Raw genomic sequence first — 22,196 nt, 5'->3', positions numbered from 1 at the left:
CATGACAATGACTGATCCGATTGCAGATATGCTTACACGCATTCGTAATGCGAACATGGTACGTCACGAGAAGTTAGAAGTTCCTGCTTCTAACGTAAAGAAAGAGATCGCTGAAATTTTAAAGCGTGAAGGTTTCGTACGTGATGTAGAATATGTAGAAGACAACAAGCAAGGTATCATCCGTATTTTCTTAAAATATGGTAAAGAGAACGAGCGTGTTATTACTGGTCTTAAACGTATTTCTAAACCAGGTTTACGTGTATATGCTAAAACAAACGAAGTACCTAAAGTATTAAACGGTCTTGGTATCGCTTTAGTATCTACTTCAAACGGTTTATTAACTGACAAAGAAGCTCGCGCTAAACAAGTTGGCGGAGAAATCTTAGCATACATTTGGTAATTAGTAAGAAAAGAACGGAGGTGCAATATAAATGTCTCGCGTAGGTAAAAAAGTTATCGAGGTTCCTGCAAACGTAACTATCGAAATCGGTACTGACAACGTTGTTACTGTTAAAGGTCCTAAAGGCGAATTAACTCGTCAATTCAACCAAGATATGAAAATCGAGCAAGAAGGCAACATTCTTTCTGTAGTTCGTCCTTCTGATTCTAAAGAACACCGTACTAACCACGGTACAACTCGTGCGTTATTAGCTAATATGGTAACTGGTGTTTCTGAAGGATTCACTCGTTCTCTAGAACTTATCGGTGTAGGTTACCGTGCACAATTACAAGGCAACAAGCTTGTATTGAACGTAGGTTACTCTCATCCAGTAGAGTTCACACCTGAAGAAGGTTTAGAGGTCGAAGTTCCTTCAAACACTAAGATTATCGTAAAAGGTATTTCTAAAGAGCGTGTTGGTGCATTAGCATCTAACATTCGTGACGTTCGTCCACCAGAGCCTTACAAAGGTAAAGGTATTCGTTACGAAGGCGAATTCGTTCGTCGTAAAGAAGGTAAAACAGGTAAATAATGCGGCTTAAATCGCATTAATAATTGAAAGGAGTGACCACTGTGATTACGAAACAAGATAAAAATCAAGTTCGTAAAAAACGTCATGGGCGTGTTCGTTCTAAAATTTCGGGTACTGCACAACGTCCACGTTTAAACGTATTCCGTTCTAACAAGAACATTTATGCACAACTAATCGACGATGTAGCTGGCGTAACTTTAGTTTCTGCTAATACTCAAGAAAAAGCTTTCGAAGGTATGAGCGCAAACATTGAGGCTGCTGCTAAAATCGGTGAAACAATCGCTAAACGCGCTGCTGAAAAAAATATTACTACAGTAGTATTTGACCGTAGCGGTTACTTATATCACGGACGTGTAAAAGCTTTAGCAGAAGCTGCACGTGAAAACGGCTTAGAATTTTAATAAGAAGGAGGGACATACTTCATGAGTCGCATTGACGCAAACAAATTAGAACTTGAAGAACGCGTAGTTACAATTAACCGTGTTGCTAAAGTTGTTAAAGGTGGTCGTCGCTTCCGCTTCTCTGCTCTAGTAGTAGTAGGAGATAAAAATGGTCATGTAGGATTTGGTACTGGTAAAGCCCAAGAGGTTCCAGATGCAATCCGTAAGGCTGTTGAAGACGCGAAGAAAAACTTAATCGAAGTACCACGCGTGGGTGGAACTACTCCACACTTAGTGCAAGGTCGCTTCGGTGCAGGTTCAATCTTAATTAAACCTGCAGCTCCTGGTACAGGAGTTATCGCTGGTGGTCCAGTACGTGCCGTACTAGAACTAGCTGGTATTACTGATATTCTTTCAAAATCTCTTGGTTCAAACACACCAATTAACATGGTGCGTGCAACTGTAGCAGGTTTAACTGAATTAAAACGTGTAGAAGATGTAGCAAAACTACGCGGTAAATCAGTGGAAGAGTTATTAGGATAAGGGGGGGAATTATAATGGCTAAATTACAAATTACCCTTAATAAATCTGTCATCGGTACTAAACCAAACCAACGTAAAGTTGTTGAGGCTTTAGGATTACGTAAATTAAACCAAACTGTGGAACAAGCAGATAATGCTGCTATCCGTGGGATGATTACAAAAGTAGCTCACTTAGTTACTGTTAAAGAAATTTAATTTCAATTATACGAACAAGGAGGTGCCACCCAAATGAAACTTCATGAGTTAAAACCAGCAGAAGGTTCACGTAAAGTACGTAACCGCGTTGGTCGTGGTATCGGTTCTGGTAACGGTAAAACTTCTGGTAGAGGTCATAAAGGTCAAAACGCTCGTTCTGGCGGCGGCGTTCGCCCAGGATTTGAAGGGGGTCAAAACCCACTTTTCCGTCGTTTACCTAAACGTGGCTTTACGAACATTAACCGTAAAGAATACGCGATCGTTAACCTTGATGCGTTAAACCGTTTTGAAGATGGTGCAGAAGTAACACCTGCATTATTACTAGAAACTGGTATCGTGAGCAACGAAAAAGCTGGAATCAAGATTCTAGGTCATGGTACGTTAAGCGTTAAGCTTAATGTCAAAGCTCACAAATTCTCAGCTTCTGCAAAAGAAGCAATCGAGAACGCTGGCGGAACAACTGAGGTGATCTAATGTTTCAGACAATCTCTAACTTTATGCGCGTTCGAGATATACGAAATAAAATCATCTTCACACTATTAATGTTAATCATTTTTCGTATCGGGACATTCATCCCGGTACCAAATGTTAACGCAGATGTATTAAAGGCAACTGATGAGTTTAGCTTAGTAGGTTTCCTTAATACGTTTGGCGGTGGTGCATTAGCAAACTTCTCTATCTTTGCGATGGGGATTATGCCATACATTACAGCCTCAATTATTGTCCAGTTACTTCAAATGGATGTCGTTCCTAAGTTTGCAGAATGGGCGAAACAAGGTGATGTAGGTCGACGTAAGTTGGCTCAATTCACTCGTTACTTCACAATTGTGCTAGCATTTATTCAGTCTTTCGCTATGAGTTTTGGTTTTAACCAATTTTATGGAGGATCATTGATTACGGATACTAGTATTCAATCGTACTTAACGATTTCTGTTGTGTTAACAGCAGGTACAGCATTCCTACTGTGGTTATCTGAACAAATTACTGCATATGGTGTTGGTAATGGTATTTCAATCATTATCTTCGCTGGTATCGTAGCTGCGATTCCTAACGCAGTAAACCAAGTGTATGCACAACAAATTGATGGAGCTGGAGACCAATTATTTATTAATATTGCTATCTTAGCTTTACTAGTTTTAGTGCTACTAGCTGTTGTAGTTGGAGTTATATATATTCAACAAGCGTTGCGTAAAATTCCAATTCAATATGCAAAACGAGTTGCTGGGAATTCACCTAAAGTAGGGGCGCAGCAAACGCATTTACCGTTAAAAGTAAATGCTGCAGGGGTTATTCCGGTAATCTTTGCAATAGCGTTTATTGTTACACCACAAACTTTAGCAACATTCTTTGGAGATAATAATGTAACTGCGTTCATAACTAACACGTTTGACTATACTAAACCTGTTGGGATGATCATCTATGTTGCGTTAATTATCGCCTTCACATATTTCTATGCATTCATTCAAGTGAATCCGGAAAATGTGGCAGATAACTTGAAAAAGCAAGGTGCTTATATTCCGGGTATTCGCCCAGGTAATGACACACAAGCTTACTTAACAAAAGTTCTTTATCGTTTAACATTTGTTGGAGCTCTATTCCTAGTAGTTATTTCAATTATGCCAATCTTATTTATCAACTTTATGAACCTGCCAGCTTCGGCTCAAATCGGGGGAACAAGTATGATTATCGTAGTTGGTGTTGCACTTGAAACGATGAAACAGTTAGAGTCTCAATTAGTAAAACGCCATTATAAAGGATTTATGAAATAATGCAGGTCTAGGAAACATTTACGTTTCCTTGCCGGCTTATGTTGTAAAGGGGAACATTACGTATGAATATCGTTTTAATGGGTCTTCCAGGTGCTGGTAAAGGCACTCAGGCTGACAAAATTGTTGAGAAGTACGCAATCCCTCATATTTCTACAGGCGATATGTTCCGTGCCGCTATTAAAGATGGTACTGAATTAGGTTTAAAGGCAAAATCGTTTATGGATCAAGGCGCATTAGTGCCGGATGAAGTAACGATTGGTATTGTTCGTGAACGTCTTTCACAACATGACTGTGAAAAAGGATTCTTATTAGATGGATTCCCACGTACAGTTCCTCAAGCAGAAGCTTTAGATAGCATTCTTGGTGAATTAGGTCGTCCAGTTGAGCATACAATTAATGTTCAAGTTGAAAAAGAAGAATTAATCGCACGTTTAAGTGGACGTCGTATATGTAAGACTTGTGGTACATCGTATCATTTAGTGTTCAATCCTCCAAAAGAGGAAGGCAAATGTGATAAAGATGGCGGCGAGTTATATACACGTGCGGACGATAATCCTGAAACTGTTACAAACCGTCTTGAAGTAAATATGAACCAAGCACAACCTTTACTTGATTTTTATGAAGCAAAGGGAGTACTTAAAAATATTAATGGACAGCAAGAAATTTCTAAAGTATTTGCTGATCTTGATGCTCTATTGCAGGGCAGCCGCAGCTGATATCCGTCCGGGCGCTAGACAGCTTCCGCGGTATTCATGCGGAGGCAACAACGAAACATAATTTTTTGAGAGTTGCAAAAGCATATTATGCCCGGTATATACTATAAGGGTTGAGCACTAAATTCGTGTGATGACATCTTTGTAACGTATAATGGGTTTCGTGGAAGCATCTGTGTAACGGGTTTGAATCTCTCATCAAGACATTCCGGCTATCGTGTTAACATAAGGAATGCGGTTCCTTAATAAGGATACTGTTTCCATGGATTGTGTGAAGCGAAACCAGACGAGCGTCTTATTGTACATCTCTCATGCAATCCAAAACATATGTTGGAACGAGTTGCTTCTTAATTAGGAGAAACAGTTGCAAGAGCTCGCATGAGTTTTTTGATATTAGCATATAGAAGGGAGACGAGAAGATGGCGAAAGACGATGTAATTGAAGTCGAAGGGACAGTTGTTGAGACTTTGCCAAACGCGATGTTTAAGGTAGAATTAGAAAATGGGCACACTGTGCTAGCACACGTTTCTGGAAAGATTCGTATGCACTTTATCCGTATCCTACCTGGAGATAAGGTTACTATTGAGTTATCTCCTTATGATTTAACTCGCGGTCGTATCACATACCGTTTTAAATAATCTTTTGCACTCCGGACTATTAAGGAGGTTAGGTTAGATGAAAGTGAGACCATCTGTGAAACCGATCTGCGAAAAATGTAAAGTAATTCGCCGACGCGGTAAAGTAATGGTAATCTGTGAAAATCCTAAACACAAACAAAAACAAGGATAATTAATCAAGGAGGTGCACTAACGAATGGCACGTATTGCTGGTGTTGATATTCCTCGCGACAAACGCGTTGTAATTTCATTAACTTACATTTACGGTATTGGTAAAACTACTTCTCAAAAAGTATTAGCAGGTGCAGGTATTGACGAAAATACTCGCGTTAAAGACTTAACAGAAGATCAATTAAACCAAATTCGTGAACAATTAGATTCATACAAAACAGAAGGTGACTTACGTCGTGAAGTTTCTTTAAACATCAAACGTTTAATGGAAATCGCTTCAAACCGTGGTATCCGTCACCGTCGTGGTTTACCTGTTCGTGGTCAAAATACGAAAAACAATGCGCGTACGCGTAAAGGTCCTCGTAAAACAGTAGCGAACAAGAAAAAATAATTAAGTAAAGGAGGTTCCTTCTTAACATGGCTCGTAAACAACAAACTCGTAAACGTCGTGTGAAAAAGAACATCGAATCTGGTGTTGCTCACATCCGTTCTACATTTAACAATACAATCGTAACGATCACTGATATGCAAGGTAACGCATTATCTTGGTCTTCAGCTGGTGCTTTAGGTTTCCGTGGTTCACGTAAATCAACTCCATTCGCAGCTCAAATGGCTGCTGAAACAGCTGCTAAAACTTCAATGGAACATGGTTTAAAAAGCATTGAAGTAACAGTTAAAGGTCCTGGTTCTGGTCGTGAAGCTGCAGTTCGTGCACTTCAAGCTGCTGGATTAGAAGTAACTGCTATTAAAGACGTTACTCCAGTTCCTCATAACGGTTGCCGTCCGCCAAAACGTCGTCGCGTGTAATGGGTGCTGCTTAGAGGTATAATTACGTACTTCTATGTACATCATGTTACTTTGTACAAAAGTCTTGTGCATTTTATAGTCTATCTCAGATTAACAACTATGATGATAAGAACCTATACATTAGATGTTTTGAAGGAGGGTAAATTGGAATGATCGAAATTGAAAAACCAAAGATTGAAACAGTGGAGATTAGCGAAGATGCCAAATACGGCAAGTTTGTTGTAGAACCGCTTGAACGTGGTTATGGTAATACTTTGGGAAATTCTCTACGTCGTATCCTTCTGTCTTCATTACCTGGAGCTGCTGTAACGTCAATTCAAATTGACGGCGTATTACACGAATTCTCAACTGTAGAAGGCGTTGTAGAAGATGTTGCTTCAATTATCTTAAACGTGAAAAAGCTAGCTTTAAAAATCTACTCTGACGAAGAAAAAGTCATTGAGATTGACGTAAAGGGTGACGGAACGGTTACTGCAGCTGACATTACACATGACAGTGATGTAGAAATATTAAACCCAGATTTATATATCGCAACAATCGCAAAAAACGGTCATTTACGTATGCGTATGTACGCACAACGCGGCCGTGGTTATACTCCTGCTGATCAAAACAAACGTGAGGATCTTCCTATCGGCGTGATCCCGATCGACTCTATTTACACTCCAGTTTCACGCGTCAACTTCCAAGTAGAGAACACTCGTGTTGGACAAAATTCTGACTACGACAAGTTATCACTTGATGTATGGACAGATGGAAGCATCGGTCCTAAAGAGGCGATTTCACTTGGAGCGAAAATTTTAACTGAACACTTAAATATCTTCGTAGGCATGACGAACGAGGCACAAACTGCTGAAATCATGGTCGAAAAAGAAGAAGATCAAAAAGAAAAAGTATTAGAGATGACTATCGAAGAACTTGATCTTTCTGTTCGTTCTTACAACTGCTTAAAGCGTGCTGGTATCAATACGGTATTAGAGTTAGCTAATAAGTCTGAAGACGATATGATGAAAGTACGTAATCTTGGTCGTAAGTCTCTTGAAGAAGTTAAGCATAAGTTAGAAGAGCTTGGTTTAGGATTACGTAAAGAAGACTAAGCGAATAATTATAAAATTTAGCTAGATCAGATATATTTAAAAGGAGGGAAACGTCCATGGGTTACAGAAAACTTGGTCGTACAAGTTCTCAACGTAAAGCATTACTACGCGACTTAGCTACTGATTTAATCATCAACGAGCGCATCGAAACAACTGAAGCGCGCGCTAAAGAAACACGTAAAGCAGTTGAGAAAATGATTACTTTAGGTAAACGCGGTGATTTACACGCTCGTCGTCAAGCGGCAGCATTCATCCGTCGTGAGTTAGTAACAGTTGGAGAAGGCGAAGAAGAAAAAACTGTTTTCGCACTTCAAAAATTATTTGATGATATCGCACCTCGTTATGCGGAGCGTCAAGGTGGTTACACTCGTATTCTTAAAGTAGGTCCTCGTCGTGGAGACGGCGCACCAGTAGTAGTTATCGAATTAGTTTAATTCTGACGAAATAGGTGAAGAGGGGTGTCCGGTTCACCGGTTGAACCCATGCACCCCTCTTTTTTCATAGGTTTTGTGATTTTATACGACAATAATTAAGCTGAGCGTTATGATGAGCGGAGTAGTCAACTACTGGCGTCTCGTTTAGCTCTCCGCACCTCATTCAATGAATTTCCGGGCTTGAGCACCCGTAAATTTTGTAAATGTAACGACAAGCGCATTTCTCTGAATGAGGTGCGCGCTTTTTTATTTATGGAATACTAGGATTGAGTCCCTATGTTCCTCATACATATGCAAACATAAAGTACGTTTAAATAGGTGGCATAAAGCTGAACTTGTTTGAGAACGTGCTTTATTTTTATATATGTATAATTTCCTGGGAAATTTAAACTACCTAATATATAGGTGTAATACATTCAAGGCAAAGGGGAGAATAGCCGAGATGAATGAGATTTTATCATTTAATCATGTAACATTTTCATATACGCCCGAAGAACCAGATGCACGAAATGCTGTAGAGGACGTCTCCTTTGCAATTAACAAAGGCGAATGGATTGCAATAGTTGGTCACAATGGTTCTGGAAAATCGACAATGGCAAAATTAATGAGCGGGCTACTATTACCTCAGCAAGGGGAAGTCCGCATAAAACATAATATATTAACAGAAGAAAATTTATGGGAGATTCGTTCGCAAATTGGTATCGTCTTTCAAAATCCGGACAATCAGTTTGTTGGTGCTACTGTGCAGGATGATGTAGCTTTCTCTCTTGAAAATAATGGTGTACCACATAAAGAAATGGTTCAGCGGGTACAAGAGGCACTTCAACAAGTTAAGATGGAGGCATTCATTAATCATGAGCCACATCATTTGTCAGGTGGGCAGAAGCAGCGTGTAGCGATTGCTGGGGCATTGGCAATGCATCCACAAATTCTGATATTGGATGAAGCAACTTCGATGTTGGATCCTCAAGGCCGTGAAGAAGTGTTGACGCTTGTTGAAACATTAAGAAAAGAGATTGACTTAACCGTTTTGGCGATTACGCATGATTTGGAAGAGGCACTTTTGGCAGACCGCATTATTTTTATGAACGATGGTAAGAAATATGAAGAAGGTACTCCTGCAGAAATTTTTTCATTAGGGGATAAACTTCTTCAGTTTGGTCTTGATATGCCTTTTGCCATGAAGATGACTAAGCTATTACAAGCACAGGGAGTTCAGCTTGTAGGGCAACATATGACAGAAGAAGAGCTGGTGAATGATTTATGGACATCCAACTTCAACAAGTAAGCTATGCCTATGCAAAAGGCACACCATTTGAAAAATTTGCATTACATGAAGTTGATTTAACGATTAAAAGTGGAACGTTTCAAGCCATTATTGGACATACCGGCTCAGGTAAGTCAACGATCCTTCTTCATTTTAATGGGTTATTAAAGCCATCGAGCGGTTCAGTAAAGATTGGAGACCGGTTAATTGAAGCAGGGAAAAAGGCGAAAGATTTGAAATCAGTGCGGCAAAAGGTTGGAATCGTTTTTCAATTTCCCGAGCATCAGCTGTTTGAGGAGACTGTATTAAAGGATATTATGTTTGGTCCGATGAATTTCGGTGTGTCAGAGGAAGAAGCGGAAAAGCGTGCACGTGAGTTAATCTCGCTTGTGGGACTGCCGGAAGAAATTTTGGAAAAGTCTCCGTTTGATTTGTCAGGTGGACAAATGCGTCGAGTGGCGATTGCAGGGGTTTTAGCAATGGATCCGGAAGTAATTGTGTTGGACGAACCTACTGCGGGTTTAGATCCACGAGGGCAAAAGGAGATTATGGACTTATTTTATGAGTTACATAAACAACGTGGCTTAACAACTATTCTTGTTACACATAGTATGGAAGATGCAGCCCGTTATGCAGATTCAATTGCCATCATGCATGAAGGTCGCTGTGTGTTAAATGGGGATCCACGAGACATTTTCGGTGATATCAAGACACTTGCACAATTTCGTTTAGAACCACCACGCATTGTCCGTTTCCAGCGACAGATTGAAAAAATGATAGATAAATCCTTATCGAAAGTTTGCTTAACTGAAGAAGAACTCGCATTTGAAATTGGACAAGCGATTCCTAAGGGGCGTGAAGGACAATGATGGAGAAAATGATTTTTGGACGATATATTCCGGGGAATTCATTTGTTCATAAGCTAGACCCACGCTCAAAGTTACTCTTTGTATTTGCATTTATTATTGTTGTCTTTTTTGCCAATAATACGTTGACGTATGGAATATTATTAGCCTTTACCTTAATCGTAATTTTGCTATCAAAAATTCGACTTTACTTTTTAATTAATGGATTAAAGCCGGTTATTTTTTTAATGCTCTTTACACTCATATTGCATTTATTTATGACAAGAGAAGGGCCTGTACTGGTTGATCTTGGCTTTATGAAAATTTATGAAGAAGGTCTACGCCAAGGTGTGTATATTTCAATGCGCTTTTTAATGCTTGTCTTTATGACTTCCATCTTAACGCTAACAACTTCCCCTATTTCCATTACTGATGGCTTAGAGGTACTGTTAAACCCATTTAAGAAGATAAAGCTTCCTGTGCATGAACTTGCACTCATGATGTCTATTTCACTACGTTTCATCCCAACACTAATGGATGAAACAGATAAAATTATGAAGGCCCAAATGGCACGAGGTTCCGATTTAAGTGCTGGTCCGATTAAGGATCGTTTAAAGGCCGTGGTACCATTGCTAGTACCGTTGTTTATAAGCGCATTTAAGCGGGCAGAGGATCTTGCAACGGCTATGGAAGTACGTGGCTATCGCGGAGGAGAAGGGCGTACGAAATATCGTTTGTTGAAATGGCATGCGAAGGATACGATTATTTTAGTCGCACTAGTAATAATGGCGATCCTGCTATGGATGCTAAGAGGTTAAAAGGGGTATAGAGATGGTCAGATTAAAAGCAACGATAAGCTATGACGGTGCAGCATTTGCTGGTTATCAAGTTCAGCCGGGAGAGCGCACAGTCCAGCTTGAAATTGAAAAAGTATTAGCTACAATGCATAAAGGAAATCAGGTGAAAATTACAGCGAGTGGACGTACGGATGCGCGAGTCCATGCTACAGGCCAAGTGATTCACTTTGATACACCTTTATCCATTCCGAGAGAAAAATATCAAAAGGCTTTAAATGTTCAGTTACCACGTGATATTCGAGTAATGAAAGTAGAGCAAGTAAAGGATAATTTTCATGCACGCTATGATGTACTAGGTAAGCGTTACCGGTATATTTGGGATTGCAGCATGATTCAAAGCCCTTTTAGACGTCATTATGCAGTTGAGACCAATGGAGTAAAACCAAACGTTGAAGCAATGCAAGAAGCGGCTCAGGCAATTATAGGGAAGCATGATTTTAGTTGTTTTTGCGCGGCGAATACGAGTGTTATTGATAAGGTGCGTATAGTCAATGCATTGGAGCTAAATTGGCATGGTGAGGAATTGCATATGACAATAAGCGGGAATGGCTTCCTGTACAATATGGTACGGATTATAGCGGGTACGTTATGGGAGGTAGGCACGGGGAAAAGGGAAATAAGTTCTTTATCCCAAATGATTGCTTCGAAGGATCGTTCCCAGGCAGGTAAGACTGCCCCAGCGCATGGTTTATATTTGGAACAAGTTTTTTATGAATAATTTATATATTTTCTAAAAAAATTTGTATGATTTTTGTAAAAACACGAGAGAAATAGCCTTGTGAAAAGGATTAACAACCTCTCCAGGTGTTCAATTAAATATCTTGACTTTAAACGCGATACATTATATGATGATGTATGGTATTTTCATTACCACCACAATAATAAGCCCCGAAACTTATAAAGTGTATATAATGAAAAATAACGGTAATTCATATCGATTAGGAGGATACAAACATGCGCACAACTTTCATGGCTAAAGGTCAAGAAGTAGAACGTAAATGGTTAGTAGTTGACGCAGAAGGCCAAACATTAGGTCGTTTAGCTTCTGAAGTAGCTTCTATCTTACGTGGTAAACATAAACCAACTTTCACACCAAACGTTGATACAGGAGATCATGTGATCATCATCAACGCTGATAAAATTGAGTTAACAGGTAACAAATTACAAAAGAAAATTTACTACCGTCACACTCAATTCTCTGGTGGTTTAAAACAACGTACAGCTGGAGAAATGAAAGAAAAATACCCAACACAAATGCTTGAATTAGCAATTAAGGGTATGCTTCCAAAGAACTCTTTAGGTCGTCAAATGTTCACTAAACTGAACGTTTACACTGGTTCTGAACATCCACATGCTGCACAAAAACCAGAAGCTTACGAGCTACGTGGTTAATAAACTATAATAGGAGGAAATAACTTTGGCACAAGTACAATACATCGGCACAGGTCGCCGTAAAAGCTCAACTGCTCGCGTACGTTTAGTACCAGGCGAAGGTAAAGTAGTAATCAACAATCGTGAAATTGCAGATTACCTACCATACGAAACTTTACATTTAATTATCAACCAACCATTAGTAGCTACAGAAACTAAAGGTTCTTATGACGTTCACGTTAACGTAAACGGTGGTGGATTCACAGGTCAAGCTGGAGCAATCCGTCACGGTATCGCTCGTGCATTATTACAAGTTGATCCAGACTTCCGTCCAGCTTTAAAAGCTGCAGGTCTTTTAACTCGTGATTCTCGTATGAAAGAACGTAAAAAACCAGGTTTACGCGGCGCTCGTCGTGCACCTCAGTTCTCAAAACGTTAATCTTTACGATTACTATTTTGCGAAATTACAAAACCCTTTCTCAGGACATGTTCCGAGAAAGGGTTTTTCTTTGTTAAGGAAACTATAAAATATCGCATTGTGAATAACTTTGAAATAAACTCTTGTAAAGTTTAGGCTAAAGCGCCAGCCTCTCGCATCATTAGATCCCGACGTCGAAAGTGGTGAAACGTTTACTCCACACGACGTGAATCATTGGGGGCATGCCACATGGATGTGGCGTTTTGCCCACTCGGGGCTAAGAGGGCGCTTTAGCGCTTTTGTTCTTATTCATTCGCAAAGCCATTTGTCGCATGAAGTTTTCCTTTAATTTTTGTAAGAGGCAAATGATTACCGCTTAGCCACGAATTAAAATCAATGACTACAGGCAACGCATCTCCACCTAAAGCGAAAATACATTTCCCTTCAGTTGGTATATAGCCAATCGTATGGAGAGTACCATCCCATGCGCCGTATTTTGTTGCAAATACACCATTTTCGATACCATTCAGTAACTTAAACGCATTTTCAAAAGAGAGTGAATTTGCCTGGGCATTCGAAATAATGTGTTCGCGCGCTAAAGAATCTTCCATTCGGTAACGATTTTCTTCTGTCAGAACTTTAAAGTGGTTCGTGCAGGCTGTTGCATCCCGAACGGCAACATTGCGCGGAGATGCTTCTACCACCACCATAGATTGCTCCGCATCAAGTAATACATAATTAAATGAATGCTTATGGGGGATGTTTTCTAATAATGAAATCCCCTCGGCAACATTTGAGCAATGTTCCAATAAGAGTCGCCCAATCATATTGCAAACAAAGCCATCCGCCCTGTTCTTCGTATTTACAAAGTTATAACCAACGGCCAGTCCTTTTTCATTCATTCCATCCATACGGCCAGTAATTTGCATGGAAGGTCCGATTGTCGCGTAGCCACCGTCAGTTGGGGCATATAACACGAAACGCCCATCATAACTTTGGGGGTCATTGTCATAGTTGCGAATCATATAAAGCGGATTTGTCGTAATAGAACAGCCGCTTTTTTTATTTACTGCATAATAGCCACCATAATGAAGTAAAGCCTGTTCTTCTTTATAACCAAGTGCAAAAGCAAGACCTTCTATTTCCTCTTCAATTCCTGGACCAAACCGGTTTAAAAGTTGCTTAACATATGATTTATCTATAGAAAATTTATGATCTAATTGTTTATAAAGTTCTTCTCTATTATAAAAAAGAGGGGAGTTCTTTAAAAGTTTCCCTTGGTATATACCAAACTCATAATGCGATCCTCTAAATTGAATAATATCGCTCGTCACGTTTTTCATTTTATGTACCCCTTTAATGAAACTGTTTTTTTCATAGTAACGATTTTTAATGGACAAACAAAATAAAAGGGTTTGGAAAGCAGTACCCCTCCAAAATACTTTCCCAGGAGTAGTATTTTTGTATACATTGGTATACAATGGTATTCAAAAAAGGTGGGATGAAAAGTATGAGATCAGAAGGTAGAGGGAGACATCGAGGAGAAGAGGAACAAAGTAATCGCCGTTCAAAGGGTGCTCAAACATTCCGTCGCGGACGTGCACTGGAGTTTTATCGCCAACTCGAAATGAAACGTTCAACATTGAAACAACAGTTGGAGTCTGCAGAATTGCAATCGATTCATCCTGTCATTGCTGGAGAGTTGAAAGCAACCGAAGCAATTATGAATGATTTTGTAGGCTTATTTCAGTTGAATGAATTGTTGGAAGAAGCACAAGCAACAGAAGCAGAATAATTTTTCACAACATAAGGAAGTGAACTTGGTTAATGCAAGCAGTATGGAAACTCTCAAAATATATTAAGCCATATATACTTTTTGCAATCATAGCTCCCATAATGATGGTTATTGAGGTAAGTATGGACTTACTACAGCCTACTATATTACAGCATATTATCGATGATGGGATCGCTCAAAATGATACGACATATATAGTGGAAATGTTTGGCTTAATGATAGCAACATCCTTGATCGGCTTAATCGGCGGTATAGGGTGTTCGATTTATGCATCCCGGACAGCCGTTAACTTTTCTACCGATCTTCGGCAGGATTTATATGAAACAATTACGTATTTTTCAAATAGCAGTAAAGATAAATTTACGCTCGGAAAGCTTGTTACGAATTTAACGAGTGATATTGAAATGCTTCAACGTGCATTAACGATGCTGCTTAAAATATTTGTTCGTGGTCCAATGATGTTTGTCGGGGCTATTGTAATTGTATTCTTTACAGCGCGGGAGCTGTTCCCCATTTTATTAGTAGTAGTCCCGATTTTAGCGTTTTGTATGTATTACTTCACAGCATTGTCAGGTAAGCTTTTCCATAAAGTTCAGAAGGTAGTTGACGTAGTAAATACGAAAGTACAGGAAAATCTAGCTGGTATCCGTGTTATTAAGGCGTACAACCGAAAAAATCATCAAATTGATCAGTTTGCTGATATAAATACACAATTAATGCAACGTTCTATGTCAGCAGACCAAATTATCGGTGTGCTAGCCCCATTGACGATGTTTGTCGTAAATATGGGAATTGTTGCAGCATTATGGATGGGGGCAATCAAGGTTGATAATAACACCTTGCAAGTTGGGGTTATTTTAGCCTTTATCAACTATTTAATGATGGTTATGCAAGGGCTGATGAGTTCTTCGATGGTACTTGTACAGCTTGCCCGTGCAGTTCCAAGTGCAGGGCGTATTGTAGAAGTGTTAGAAGAAAAAACTGAATTAACGAATTCTTCCGTATCCGAGTCGAAAAAGATTCAAGGAAGTGTAAGTTTTGAAAATGTTAGCTTCTCTTATTTAAAAGGAACAGAATCAGTACTTAAAAACATCAGTTTCCATGTAAATGCCGGTGAAACGGTTGGCATTCTTGGGATGACTGGGAGCGGCAAATCCACTTTGGTCAAGATGATTCCAAGATTGTTTGATGTCGATAGTGGTGTGATAAAAATTGATGGGCTACCAATAGGACATTACGGGCTTGAACATCTACGCCAGTCCATAGGTTTTGCTCCTCAAAAAGCGACATTGTTTTCAAAAACAATAGCTGACAACCTCCGTTATGGAAAGTCAGATGCAACGGAGCAACAAATTTTACAAGCACTGCAAACAGCGAATGCGCAAGAGTTTGTTGATCGACTTGAGGCAGGGACAGAGCATGTGCTAACACAAGGGGCAACGAATTTATCGGGTGGACAAAAGCAGCGGCTGGCAATGGCACGTGCATTTATACGCAAACCAAATATTTTAGTTTTGGATGACGTAACGAGTGCTGTTGATAATATATCTGAAAAGGCCATACAACGGGCAATTGATGAACAGTTTGATGGGGCAACTAAATTTATCGTTTCTTCTAAAATTTCCTCAGTTCGCCATGCCAATCAAATTTTCTTAATGGATGACGGAAAGATAATTGCCAAAGGGACGCATGAGCAATTACTAAAGACGAGCGAATTATATAATGAAATGGCAAGAACACAAGCGGAAAAAGGGGTGACCTTAAGTGAATAAACAACAAGGCAGACCACCAAATCCGATTGGACATCCAGGAGGACGGTTTACTGGTCCGATTGTAAAGCCGAAAAATCAAAAGGAGACGTTACTCCGTATATGGAGTTATTTACGTATTCAAAAGGTTGAACTAATTAGTGTTGTTATCTTTGTCATTATAAGTACGATTTTAAGTTTAGTTGGTCCATTTTTAATTGGGAAGACGATTGATGACTATATTGTAAAGCTTGATATATCAGGTACAATTCGCATGGCACTTATTTTAGCGGGAGTGTATATCGCATCCTCAGTACTTACATGGATTCAAACATTTGTAATGATACGTGTATCGCAAAAGACGATTCGCCGTTTACGTCAACAGCTTTTTGAGCAATATCAGTCACTGCCATTAGCTTTTTATGATAAAAAGCAACAGGGTGATTTAATGAGTCGAATGACAAATGATATTGAAAACTTAAATGCAGCATTGTCACAAAGTGTTATTCAAATTGTATCGAGCTTTTTAACGATTGTAGGTACGGCATTTGCGCTATTTTATTTAGATTGGCGTTTAGCACTTGTCACACTTATTATTATCCCACTTATCGTATACGCTACGAAACAGATTATTAAAAGAAGCAGTGTAAATTATAAAGCACGCCAACGGGATCTGGGGAATTTAAATGGCTATATTGAAGAGACAATCTCAAATGCAGACATTATTACACTTTTCGGTAAAGAAAAATCAACACTGGTAGAATTCAAAGAAGCGAACGAAAAACTTCGTGGTTCTGCAATGCGCGCGGATATTATTTCTGGATTCATGGGACCGGTTAATAACTTCATGAATAACTTAGGGTTAAGTTTAGTGATTGGTACAGGTGCGGTCATGGCCGTGACAAGCGGACTTACAATTGGGGTCATTGCATCGTTTGTTACGTATACACGCCAATTTTTCCGGCCGATCAATCAGCTATCAAACTTATTAAACACATTCCAGTCGGCAATTGCTGGTTCGGAACGTGTATTTGAAGTATTAGATGAAGTAAGGGAAATAGAAGATATCGAACATGCCATAGAAAAATCCCGATTTAAGGGGGATGTCACATTTGAAAATGTCGAATTCGCCTATGAATCAGGGAAGCCAGTGCTGCGCGGCATTAATTTTAAAGCGAAAGCCGGGGAAACGATTGCTATTGTTGGTCCTACCGGCTCTGGGAAAACGACCATTATTCAATTATTAACGCGCTTTTACGATGCTACAGGAGGACGAATACTATTGGACGATGAGCCGCTTGTACATTATAAAATGAATAATGTACGGGATCACGTAGGGGTAGTGTTACAGGATACGTACTTATTTTCAGGGACAGTACGTGAAAATATACGTTTCGGCAAGCTGAGTGCTACAGATGAAGAAGTAGAACAAGCAGCCAAAATTGCATATGCACATAATTTTATAAAGTACTTGCCGGAGCAATACGATACGGTATTATCCAGTGGCGGCTTAAACTTAAGTCAAGGGCAGCGTCAGCTTATCGCCATTGCACGTGCAATTTTGGAAGATCCGGATATTTTAATTTTAGATGAAGCAACATCGAGCGTTGATACGATGACGGAAGTGCATATCCAAAAAGGACTGAACAATTTAATGAATGGCCGTACAAGCTTCGTGATTGCACACCGTTTAAAAACGATAGAAAATGCCGATCAAATTCTTGTAATTAAAGATGGACAAATTTTAGAACAAGGTAATCACGATTCTTTAATAAATGCTCAAGGATTTTATGCAACTCTTCAAAATCAATTAATGGCAAATTGATGAGGTAATAAACACCGCCCCTTTTGCGTATAGTAGGCAAAAAGGGCGGTGTTTTTTTGAAGCGTTGGCTTGCACTTGTATTCGTTATTTTTTGTTCAATGCTAGTCGTTGTATATGAAACAAATGCTTCCGACCGGCGATTTTTTTTACCCGAGCCATTAGGCGGGTTGAAAATTGTATTGGATGCTGGTCATGGAGGAATTGATGGTGGTGCTTCAAATGGTGAGGTTGTCGAAAAAGACGTGACACTGGCAATTACAAAAAAAGTAGCTCGTCAATTGACACGTTTAGGGGCAGATGTAGTATTAACGCGTTCAACAGATGGAGATGTATTAAGTGAACATGCACCAAATGAGAAGTTTCCAACACTGCGTGAGCGTAAGAAGCAGGACATTTTTTTACGCGAAACATTAGTGGAAACACATGAGCCGGATTTATTTATTACGATTCATGCAAATGCAATTCCAAATAGTAAATGGAGAGGAGCCCAAGTGTTTTATCACCATGAAGGTCATGAAAAGAGTGAAGCACTTGCACAGGCAGTTCAACAATCAATTCGTACCACAATGGAAAATACGGACAGGGAAGCTTTATCGATTAAAAATGTTTATTTGTTAAAGAAGGTGGAAATACCTGCAGTATTGGTAGAAACGGGTTTTCTAAGCAATGAAGAAGAAAGGGACTTGCTGGCATCCGAAAGTTATCAGGATAAGATGGCATTTGCCATTGCGCGTGGAATTGAAAATTATATACATGTAAAATTTGACTAGGCAACATGTAATAGCAATACGGGACTAGTATGATATACTAACAATGGATATTTCATTCAGGGGAGTGTTTGATATGCTAAATGAACAACAAGTTCGAGAACTATTGGGCGAATTACAGGATCCGTTTTTACATAAAACATTAGCAGAAACAAAAGGTGTAACAAACGTTTCTATTAAAGCAGAAAAAGAACATGTTAGTGTTCGTATTGCAATTGCGAAAGTAAATACACCGGAACAAATGACACTTCAAATGAAGATTGTAGAAGTGTTAAAAGAAAATGGCGCTGCTTCGGTGGGAATTCGATTTGAAGAATTGCCGGCGGAAGTTTTACAATCATTCCGTGGACAAGCGACGGAATCACAAGCACAAGATATTTTATCACCATTATCAAGTGTACAATTTATTTCAATCGCTTCCGGTAAAGGTGGCGTAGGGAAATCTACTGTATCTGTCAACATGGCAGTTGCTTTAGCACGCTTAGGAAAAAAAGTTGGTTTAATCGACGCGGATATTTATGGCTTCTCTGTTCCAGATATGATGGGTGTAACAGAAATGCCGGTCGTAAAAGATGATCGTATTTATCCAGTTGATCGACTTGGTGTAAAAGTTATTTCAATGGGCTTCTTCGTAGAAAACAATGCACCAATCGTATGGCGCGGTCCAATGCTTGGAAAAGTGCTAGACCAGTTCTTCCGTGATGTAGAGTGGGGCGAGTTGGATTATCTACTATTAGACTTACCACCAGGAACAGGAGATGTAGCACTTGATATTCATCAGATGTTACCGGCTTCAAAAGAAATTGTTGTCACAACTCCACACCCAACAGCAGCATTTGTAGCTGCTCGTGCAGGTGCCATGGCATTACAAACTAACCATGAAATTTTAGGTGTAATTGAAAATATGGCTTGGTACGAAAGCAAAACTGGTGAAAAGGAATTTGTATTCGGCCAAGGCGGCGGTCCAAAGCTGGCTGATGAATTACGTACAAAGTTACTCGGCCAAATTCCATTAGGTCAACCAGATTGGACAGAAGAAGATTTTGCGCCATCCATCTATGCAGATAATCATCCAACAGGTCAGATTTACTTAAAAATTGCTGAAGAAATTATTTCGGCGTTAAATAAATAAGTGTATATTTTCAACCAGTTGTCCCAAAATGGAACGACTGGTTGTTTTATTATGATCCGCCACCGCTTTTTTCTCCACCACTTTCTTTCTCTGACCCACCACCACCAGATCCGGATTCTTTTTCAGACGAACCTTCACCGCTTTTCTTAATTAGTTCCTCCCATTTTGATTGCATCAGAGGATTTTCAATTGTTTCCGTCACTACTTTTTCTAGCTCCTTGCGCATTACAGCACCTTTCATAATCGATTCCAGTTGCTTTTGCATATCTGGCTGACCAAAAAATGATGTTAATGCTTCTTGATAAGCAGAATCATTTAATAGATTTTTCATTAAATCCTTTTGTTGATCCTCCATACTCTTTGCAAAATTTTCTTTAAACTTAGGATCTTCAAATGTTTTTACCCAAAAATCCATGGCTTCTTTTGACAGCATTGTTTCCTCGGTCGCTTTTTTCACTTCCTCGGTATTTAAAATAAGTAGCTCCCGGAAGCTCTTATCTTCAAATATTTGTCTGATTGCCTTTTTTCCATCTTCTGTTTGAATAGCATCAACCATAATTTTCTTTACTTCGTCGTACGAAAGTGTCGTTGCTTTTGAATCGCTACAACCAGCAATTAGAATGATGGAAAAGGCAAGTATCATTAAACGTTTCACTATTTCTTCCTTCCTTTCTTCACTTAAGCGCTTTCGATTATTGTTCACAATTTAACAAAATATATGTAACAACTTTTAGTAGAGGTCGCTTTTTTCAAAGTGAATTGATAAAATATACAAGTATATTAAAAAATGGGGGAATTTGTTCGTGACGATAAGAAACTGGGTTAAATTTGCTTTTTGGGCATTGTTAATTGGTGGTTTAGTTAATGCAGTTGCCTCGTTAATTATTCGTTGGGACTTTTACCAACCATATTTAGCGAACGGGGAAATTTCAGAATTTTTGGCTGCGATTATTTGGAATATCGTTTTAGGCATGACGATGAGTGTGATGGCCCAAGCAGGGTTTTTTGCTTATTTAACGTTACATCAAGTTGGTGTTAATATATTTAGATCATTAACGCTATGGAATTGGATACAGATGTTATTGATCATTATTGTTTTAGTCGACATTGTTATTTTCCGCTTTGCCCCAGGTGCTAGTACAATGGGTGATTGGTTGATTTATGGATTTTTACTTGTAGTTTTAGTCGGAGCGGCCATATTAACAGCAGTAAAGAAAATAAAAATGACGCAAAAGCCACATGTATTAATCTCCACAATGTTCTTTATGGTTGTTGTAACTTCATTAGAGTGGATTATCGCTTTAATGGGACGCCAAGATAATATTGATGTATATGTTGCATTATTATTGTTCCCACTAGTGGCAGTTAATGCATACCAAATTTTAATGTTGCCAAAATATAATTCACAATCAGAAGCAGATCGAAAAAAATTGGAAGAACGCCGCAAAGCAAGAAAAGAATCGACTACTACGGCAAAAGCTTAAATAGAAAAGGCGATCACAAAAGATATAACTTTTGTGACCGCCTTTGTTTTTTATATAATAGATTCATAAATATTATGGAAAGCGTTTTGTAGAAATTTCATAACCAAATATATTTTGCTCAATTGAAACAAAAATATGCTCATTTATAAATTGATTAATGGCATCAAAGGAAACCTTCTCCTCACGATGTAAAGGAATACTTACAAATGAACCTTCAGGAATTTTACTTTCTACTATAGGAAAGGTTTCTGTTGGAGCAATTATGTTAATACCAAGTTCATGTAAAGCTGTTTGCATAGCGTTATCCACTTTGTAATCGGCGGTCGCAAACCAGAGAGGCTTTTTGTAAAAGGTTTTTTCGTAAATAGCGAGCTGCTTTTTTAAGAGCGATTCATCTACGTATTCATCACTCATCGAACCAAGCAACCCAACTCGAATATTCTTTTCTCTTAATATTTTTACTAAATCGGGACTTCGTAATAGCCAGTCACTATCCGCTAAAATAAGTGGATAAGGTTCTTTAAGGTTTGTAACCCATTCTTCCATCCCTTTATGAGAATAACTGAGTTCTATGATTACACTCTTCCCAAACTGACCTTTTGTGATGATGGCTGGGGTTTCTGTTAGTTGAAATACAGGCAAAACACTACTTTTTTCATCAAAATAAATGAATACTAGAAATAAGCATAAAATTAGTGATACCAACGTTTTGAACATGATTTATTACCCACTTTCCGATTGATTTAAACATGATTCTATTAAAAACTTATGAAAAAGTGTTGACGGATATAACAAGCGGATGTTACTATAAGTGAGTCGCCAAGAGATGACGCGACAAACGAAACACAATGAACCTTGAAAACTGAACAAGCAACGTTAATGAAACAAGCTTCTTAAATGAAGCAAACAATAGATTTTAACTTTTAATTAAGTTAAATCGCTAGCAAAGCAAATGAGCTTTCAAACTACTTTTATGGAGAGTTTGATCCTGGCT

Annotated in this window: 29 protein-coding genes; 26 read left to right on the top strand and 3 right to left on the bottom strand. The window is 38.9% G+C overall.

Annotation, left to right across the window (positions count from 1 at the left end; all coding sequences use genetic code 11):
* Position 1 precedes the first annotated feature (1 nt).
* The 20 genes from rpsH (at position 2) to rpsI (ending at position 12,472) form a co-directional block, all read left to right on the top strand.
* On the top strand, positions 2-400 hold the full coding sequence (gene rpsH / locus H9632_RS10635; protein ID WP_008406947.1) for a 30S ribosomal protein S8: 399 nt from the start codon (positions 2-4) through the stop codon (positions 398-400).
* Positions 401-431: 31 nt separating this feature from the next.
* Positions 432-971 (top strand): 50S ribosomal protein L6, encoded by a 540-nt coding sequence (rplF, locus tag H9632_RS10630; protein ID WP_191704082.1) that lies wholly within the window; start codon positions 432-434, stop codon positions 969-971.
* 41 nt (positions 972-1,012) lie between these two features.
* Complete coding sequence (rplR, locus tag H9632_RS10625; protein ID WP_191704081.1) at positions 1,013-1,372, top strand: 50S ribosomal protein L18; 360 nt, start codon at positions 1,013-1,015, stop codon at positions 1,370-1,372.
* A 21-nt stretch (positions 1,373-1,393) separates the two neighbouring features.
* Positions 1,394-1,894 carry a 30S ribosomal protein S5 gene (rpsE, locus tag H9632_RS10620; protein ID WP_191701165.1) on the top strand — a complete coding sequence of 167 codons (501 nt, stop codon included), beginning with the start codon at positions 1,394-1,396 and terminating at the stop codon, positions 1,892-1,894.
* A 14-nt stretch (positions 1,895-1,908) separates the two neighbouring features.
* Positions 1,909-2,088 carry a 50S ribosomal protein L30 gene (gene rpmD / locus H9632_RS10615; RefSeq protein ID WP_008406936.1) on the top strand — a complete coding sequence of 60 codons (180 nt, stop codon included), beginning with the start codon at positions 1,909-1,911 and terminating at the stop codon, positions 2,086-2,088.
* A gap of 33 nt (positions 2,089-2,121) precedes the next feature.
* Positions 2,122-2,562, top strand: coding sequence for a 50S ribosomal protein L15 (gene rplO / locus H9632_RS10610; RefSeq protein ID WP_191701166.1), 441 nt, complete (start codon positions 2,122-2,124; stop codon positions 2,560-2,562).
* Positions 2,562-3,857, top strand: coding sequence for a preprotein translocase subunit SecY (gene secY / locus H9632_RS10605; protein ID WP_191704080.1), 1,296 nt, complete (start codon positions 2,562-2,564; stop codon positions 3,855-3,857). The genes rplO and secY overlap by 1 nt, the downstream gene beginning before the upstream one ends.
* A 62-nt stretch (positions 3,858-3,919) precedes the next feature.
* Positions 3,920-4,573, top strand: a complete 654-nt coding sequence (locus H9632_RS10600) for an adenylate kinase (protein ID WP_191704079.1) — start codon at positions 3,920-3,922, stop codon at positions 4,571-4,573.
* A gap of 416 nt (positions 4,574-4,989) precedes the next feature.
* Positions 4,990-5,208, top strand: a complete 219-nt coding sequence (infA, locus tag H9632_RS10595) for a translation initiation factor IF-1 (protein ID WP_016839390.1) — start codon at positions 4,990-4,992, stop codon at positions 5,206-5,208.
* A gap of 37 nt (positions 5,209-5,245) precedes the next feature.
* Entirely contained in the window at positions 5,246-5,359 is a 114-nt protein-coding gene (rpmJ, locus tag H9632_RS10590; RefSeq protein ID WP_000868344.1) for a 50S ribosomal protein L36, read from the top strand.
* Positions 5,360-5,383: 24 nt separating this feature from the next.
* Positions 5,384-5,749 carry a 30S ribosomal protein S13 gene (rpsM, locus tag H9632_RS10585; RefSeq protein ID WP_008406720.1) on the top strand — a complete coding sequence of 122 codons (366 nt, stop codon included), beginning with the start codon at positions 5,384-5,386 and terminating at the stop codon, positions 5,747-5,749.
* A gap of 26 nt (positions 5,750-5,775) precedes the next feature.
* A complete protein-coding gene (rpsK, locus tag H9632_RS10580; protein WP_191704078.1) occupies positions 5,776-6,165 on the top strand; it encodes a 30S ribosomal protein S11 in 390 nt (129 codons plus the stop codon).
* 149 nt (positions 6,166-6,314) lie between these two features.
* The gene (locus H9632_RS10575) at positions 6,315-7,259 is read left to right on the top strand and encodes a DNA-directed RNA polymerase subunit alpha (protein ID WP_008406717.1); all 945 of its coding nucleotides are present in this window, start codon (positions 6,315-6,317) and stop codon (positions 7,257-7,259) included.
* 56 nt (positions 7,260-7,315) lie between these two features.
* Positions 7,316-7,693 carry a 50S ribosomal protein L17 gene (gene rplQ / locus H9632_RS10570; RefSeq protein ID WP_008406715.1) on the top strand — a complete coding sequence of 126 codons (378 nt, stop codon included), beginning with the start codon at positions 7,316-7,318 and terminating at the stop codon, positions 7,691-7,693.
* A gap of 442 nt (positions 7,694-8,135) precedes the next feature.
* Positions 8,136-8,981, top strand: a complete 846-nt coding sequence (locus tag H9632_RS10565) for an energy-coupling factor ABC transporter ATP-binding protein (protein ID WP_191704077.1) — start codon at positions 8,136-8,138, stop codon at positions 8,979-8,981.
* Positions 8,957-9,829: an energy-coupling factor ABC transporter ATP-binding protein gene (locus H9632_RS10560; protein ID WP_191704076.1), complete on the top strand. Its 873-nt coding sequence runs from the start codon at positions 8,957-8,959 to the stop codon at positions 9,827-9,829. Before H9632_RS10565 ends, H9632_RS10560 begins: the two co-directional genes overlap by 25 nt.
* Positions 9,826-10,623, top strand: coding sequence for an energy-coupling factor transporter transmembrane component T family protein (locus tag H9632_RS10555; RefSeq protein ID WP_191704075.1), 798 nt, complete (start codon positions 9,826-9,828; stop codon positions 10,621-10,623). The genes H9632_RS10560 and H9632_RS10555 overlap by 4 nt, the downstream gene beginning before the upstream one ends.
* 13 nt (positions 10,624-10,636) lie before the next feature.
* Entirely contained in the window at positions 10,637-11,380 is a 744-nt protein-coding gene (truA, locus tag H9632_RS10550; protein WP_191704074.1) for a tRNA pseudouridine(38-40) synthase TruA, read from the top strand.
* A 236-nt stretch (positions 11,381-11,616) separates the two neighbouring features.
* Positions 11,617-12,054, top strand: coding sequence for a 50S ribosomal protein L13 (gene rplM, locus H9632_RS10545; protein WP_191704073.1), 438 nt, complete (start codon positions 11,617-11,619; stop codon positions 12,052-12,054).
* Between the two features lie 25 nt (positions 12,055-12,079).
* On the top strand, positions 12,080-12,472 hold the full coding sequence (rpsI, locus tag H9632_RS10540) for a 30S ribosomal protein S9 (protein ID WP_191701174.1): 393 nt from the start codon (positions 12,080-12,082) through the stop codon (positions 12,470-12,472).
* Between the two features lie 284 nt (positions 12,473-12,756).
* Here the strand turns inward: rpsI and H9632_RS10535 are convergent, their stop codons facing one another.
* Positions 12,757-13,794: a C45 family autoproteolytic acyltransferase/hydolase gene (locus H9632_RS10535; RefSeq protein ID WP_191704072.1), complete on the bottom strand. Its 1,038-nt coding sequence runs from the start codon at positions 13,792-13,794 to the stop codon at positions 12,757-12,759.
* 167 nt (positions 13,795-13,961) lie between these two features.
* Here H9632_RS10535 and H9632_RS10530 point away from each other — a divergent pair, with 167 nt between their 5' ends.
* The 5 genes from H9632_RS10530 (at position 13,962) to H9632_RS10510 (ending at position 19,718) form a co-directional block, all read left to right on the top strand.
* The gene (locus tag H9632_RS10530; protein WP_191704071.1) at positions 13,962-14,246 is read left to right on the top strand and encodes a 2-keto-3-deoxygluconate kinase; all 285 of its coding nucleotides are present in this window, start codon (positions 13,962-13,964) and stop codon (positions 14,244-14,246) included.
* Between the two features lie 32 nt (positions 14,247-14,278).
* Entirely contained in the window at positions 14,279-16,018 is a 1,740-nt protein-coding gene (locus H9632_RS10525; RefSeq protein ID WP_191704070.1) for an ABC transporter ATP-binding protein, read from the top strand.
* Entirely contained in the window at positions 16,011-17,819 is a 1,809-nt protein-coding gene (locus H9632_RS10520; RefSeq protein ID WP_191704069.1) for an ABC transporter ATP-binding protein, read from the top strand. Before H9632_RS10525 ends, H9632_RS10520 begins: the two co-directional genes overlap by 8 nt.
* A gap of 56 nt (positions 17,820-17,875) precedes the next feature.
* Entirely contained in the window at positions 17,876-18,589 is a 714-nt protein-coding gene (locus H9632_RS10515; protein WP_191704068.1) for an N-acetylmuramoyl-L-alanine amidase, read from the top strand.
* A gap of 73 nt (positions 18,590-18,662) precedes the next feature.
* Positions 18,663-19,718, top strand: a complete 1,056-nt coding sequence (locus H9632_RS10510; protein WP_191704067.1) for a P-loop NTPase — start codon at positions 18,663-18,665, stop codon at positions 19,716-19,718.
* 49 nt (positions 19,719-19,767) lie between these two features.
* On the opposite strand, the gene gerD is transcribed toward H9632_RS10510, so the two are convergent.
* Complete coding sequence (gene gerD / locus H9632_RS10505) at positions 19,768-20,373, bottom strand: spore germination lipoprotein GerD (RefSeq protein WP_191704066.1); 606 nt, start codon at positions 20,371-20,373, stop codon at positions 19,768-19,770.
* A gap of 148 nt (positions 20,374-20,521) precedes the next feature.
* Here gerD and H9632_RS10500 point away from each other — a divergent pair, with 148 nt between their 5' ends.
* Complete coding sequence (locus H9632_RS10500; protein ID WP_191704065.1) at positions 20,522-21,202, top strand: KinB-signaling pathway activation protein; 681 nt, start codon at positions 20,522-20,524, stop codon at positions 21,200-21,202.
* 72 nt (positions 21,203-21,274) lie between these two features.
* On the opposite strand, the gene H9632_RS10495 is transcribed toward H9632_RS10500, so the two are convergent.
* A complete protein-coding gene (locus H9632_RS10495) occupies positions 21,275-21,919 on the bottom strand; it encodes a hypothetical protein (RefSeq protein WP_191704064.1) in 645 nt (214 codons plus the stop codon).
* Positions 21,920-22,196: the final 277 nt, after the last annotated feature.

This window comes from Solibacillus merdavium (assembly GCF_014836935.1).
Taxonomy (GTDB): domain Bacteria; phylum Bacillota; class Bacilli; order Bacillales_A; family Planococcaceae; genus Solibacillus; species Solibacillus ferritrahens.
This window is presented reverse-complemented; position numbering and strand designations above follow the sequence as displayed.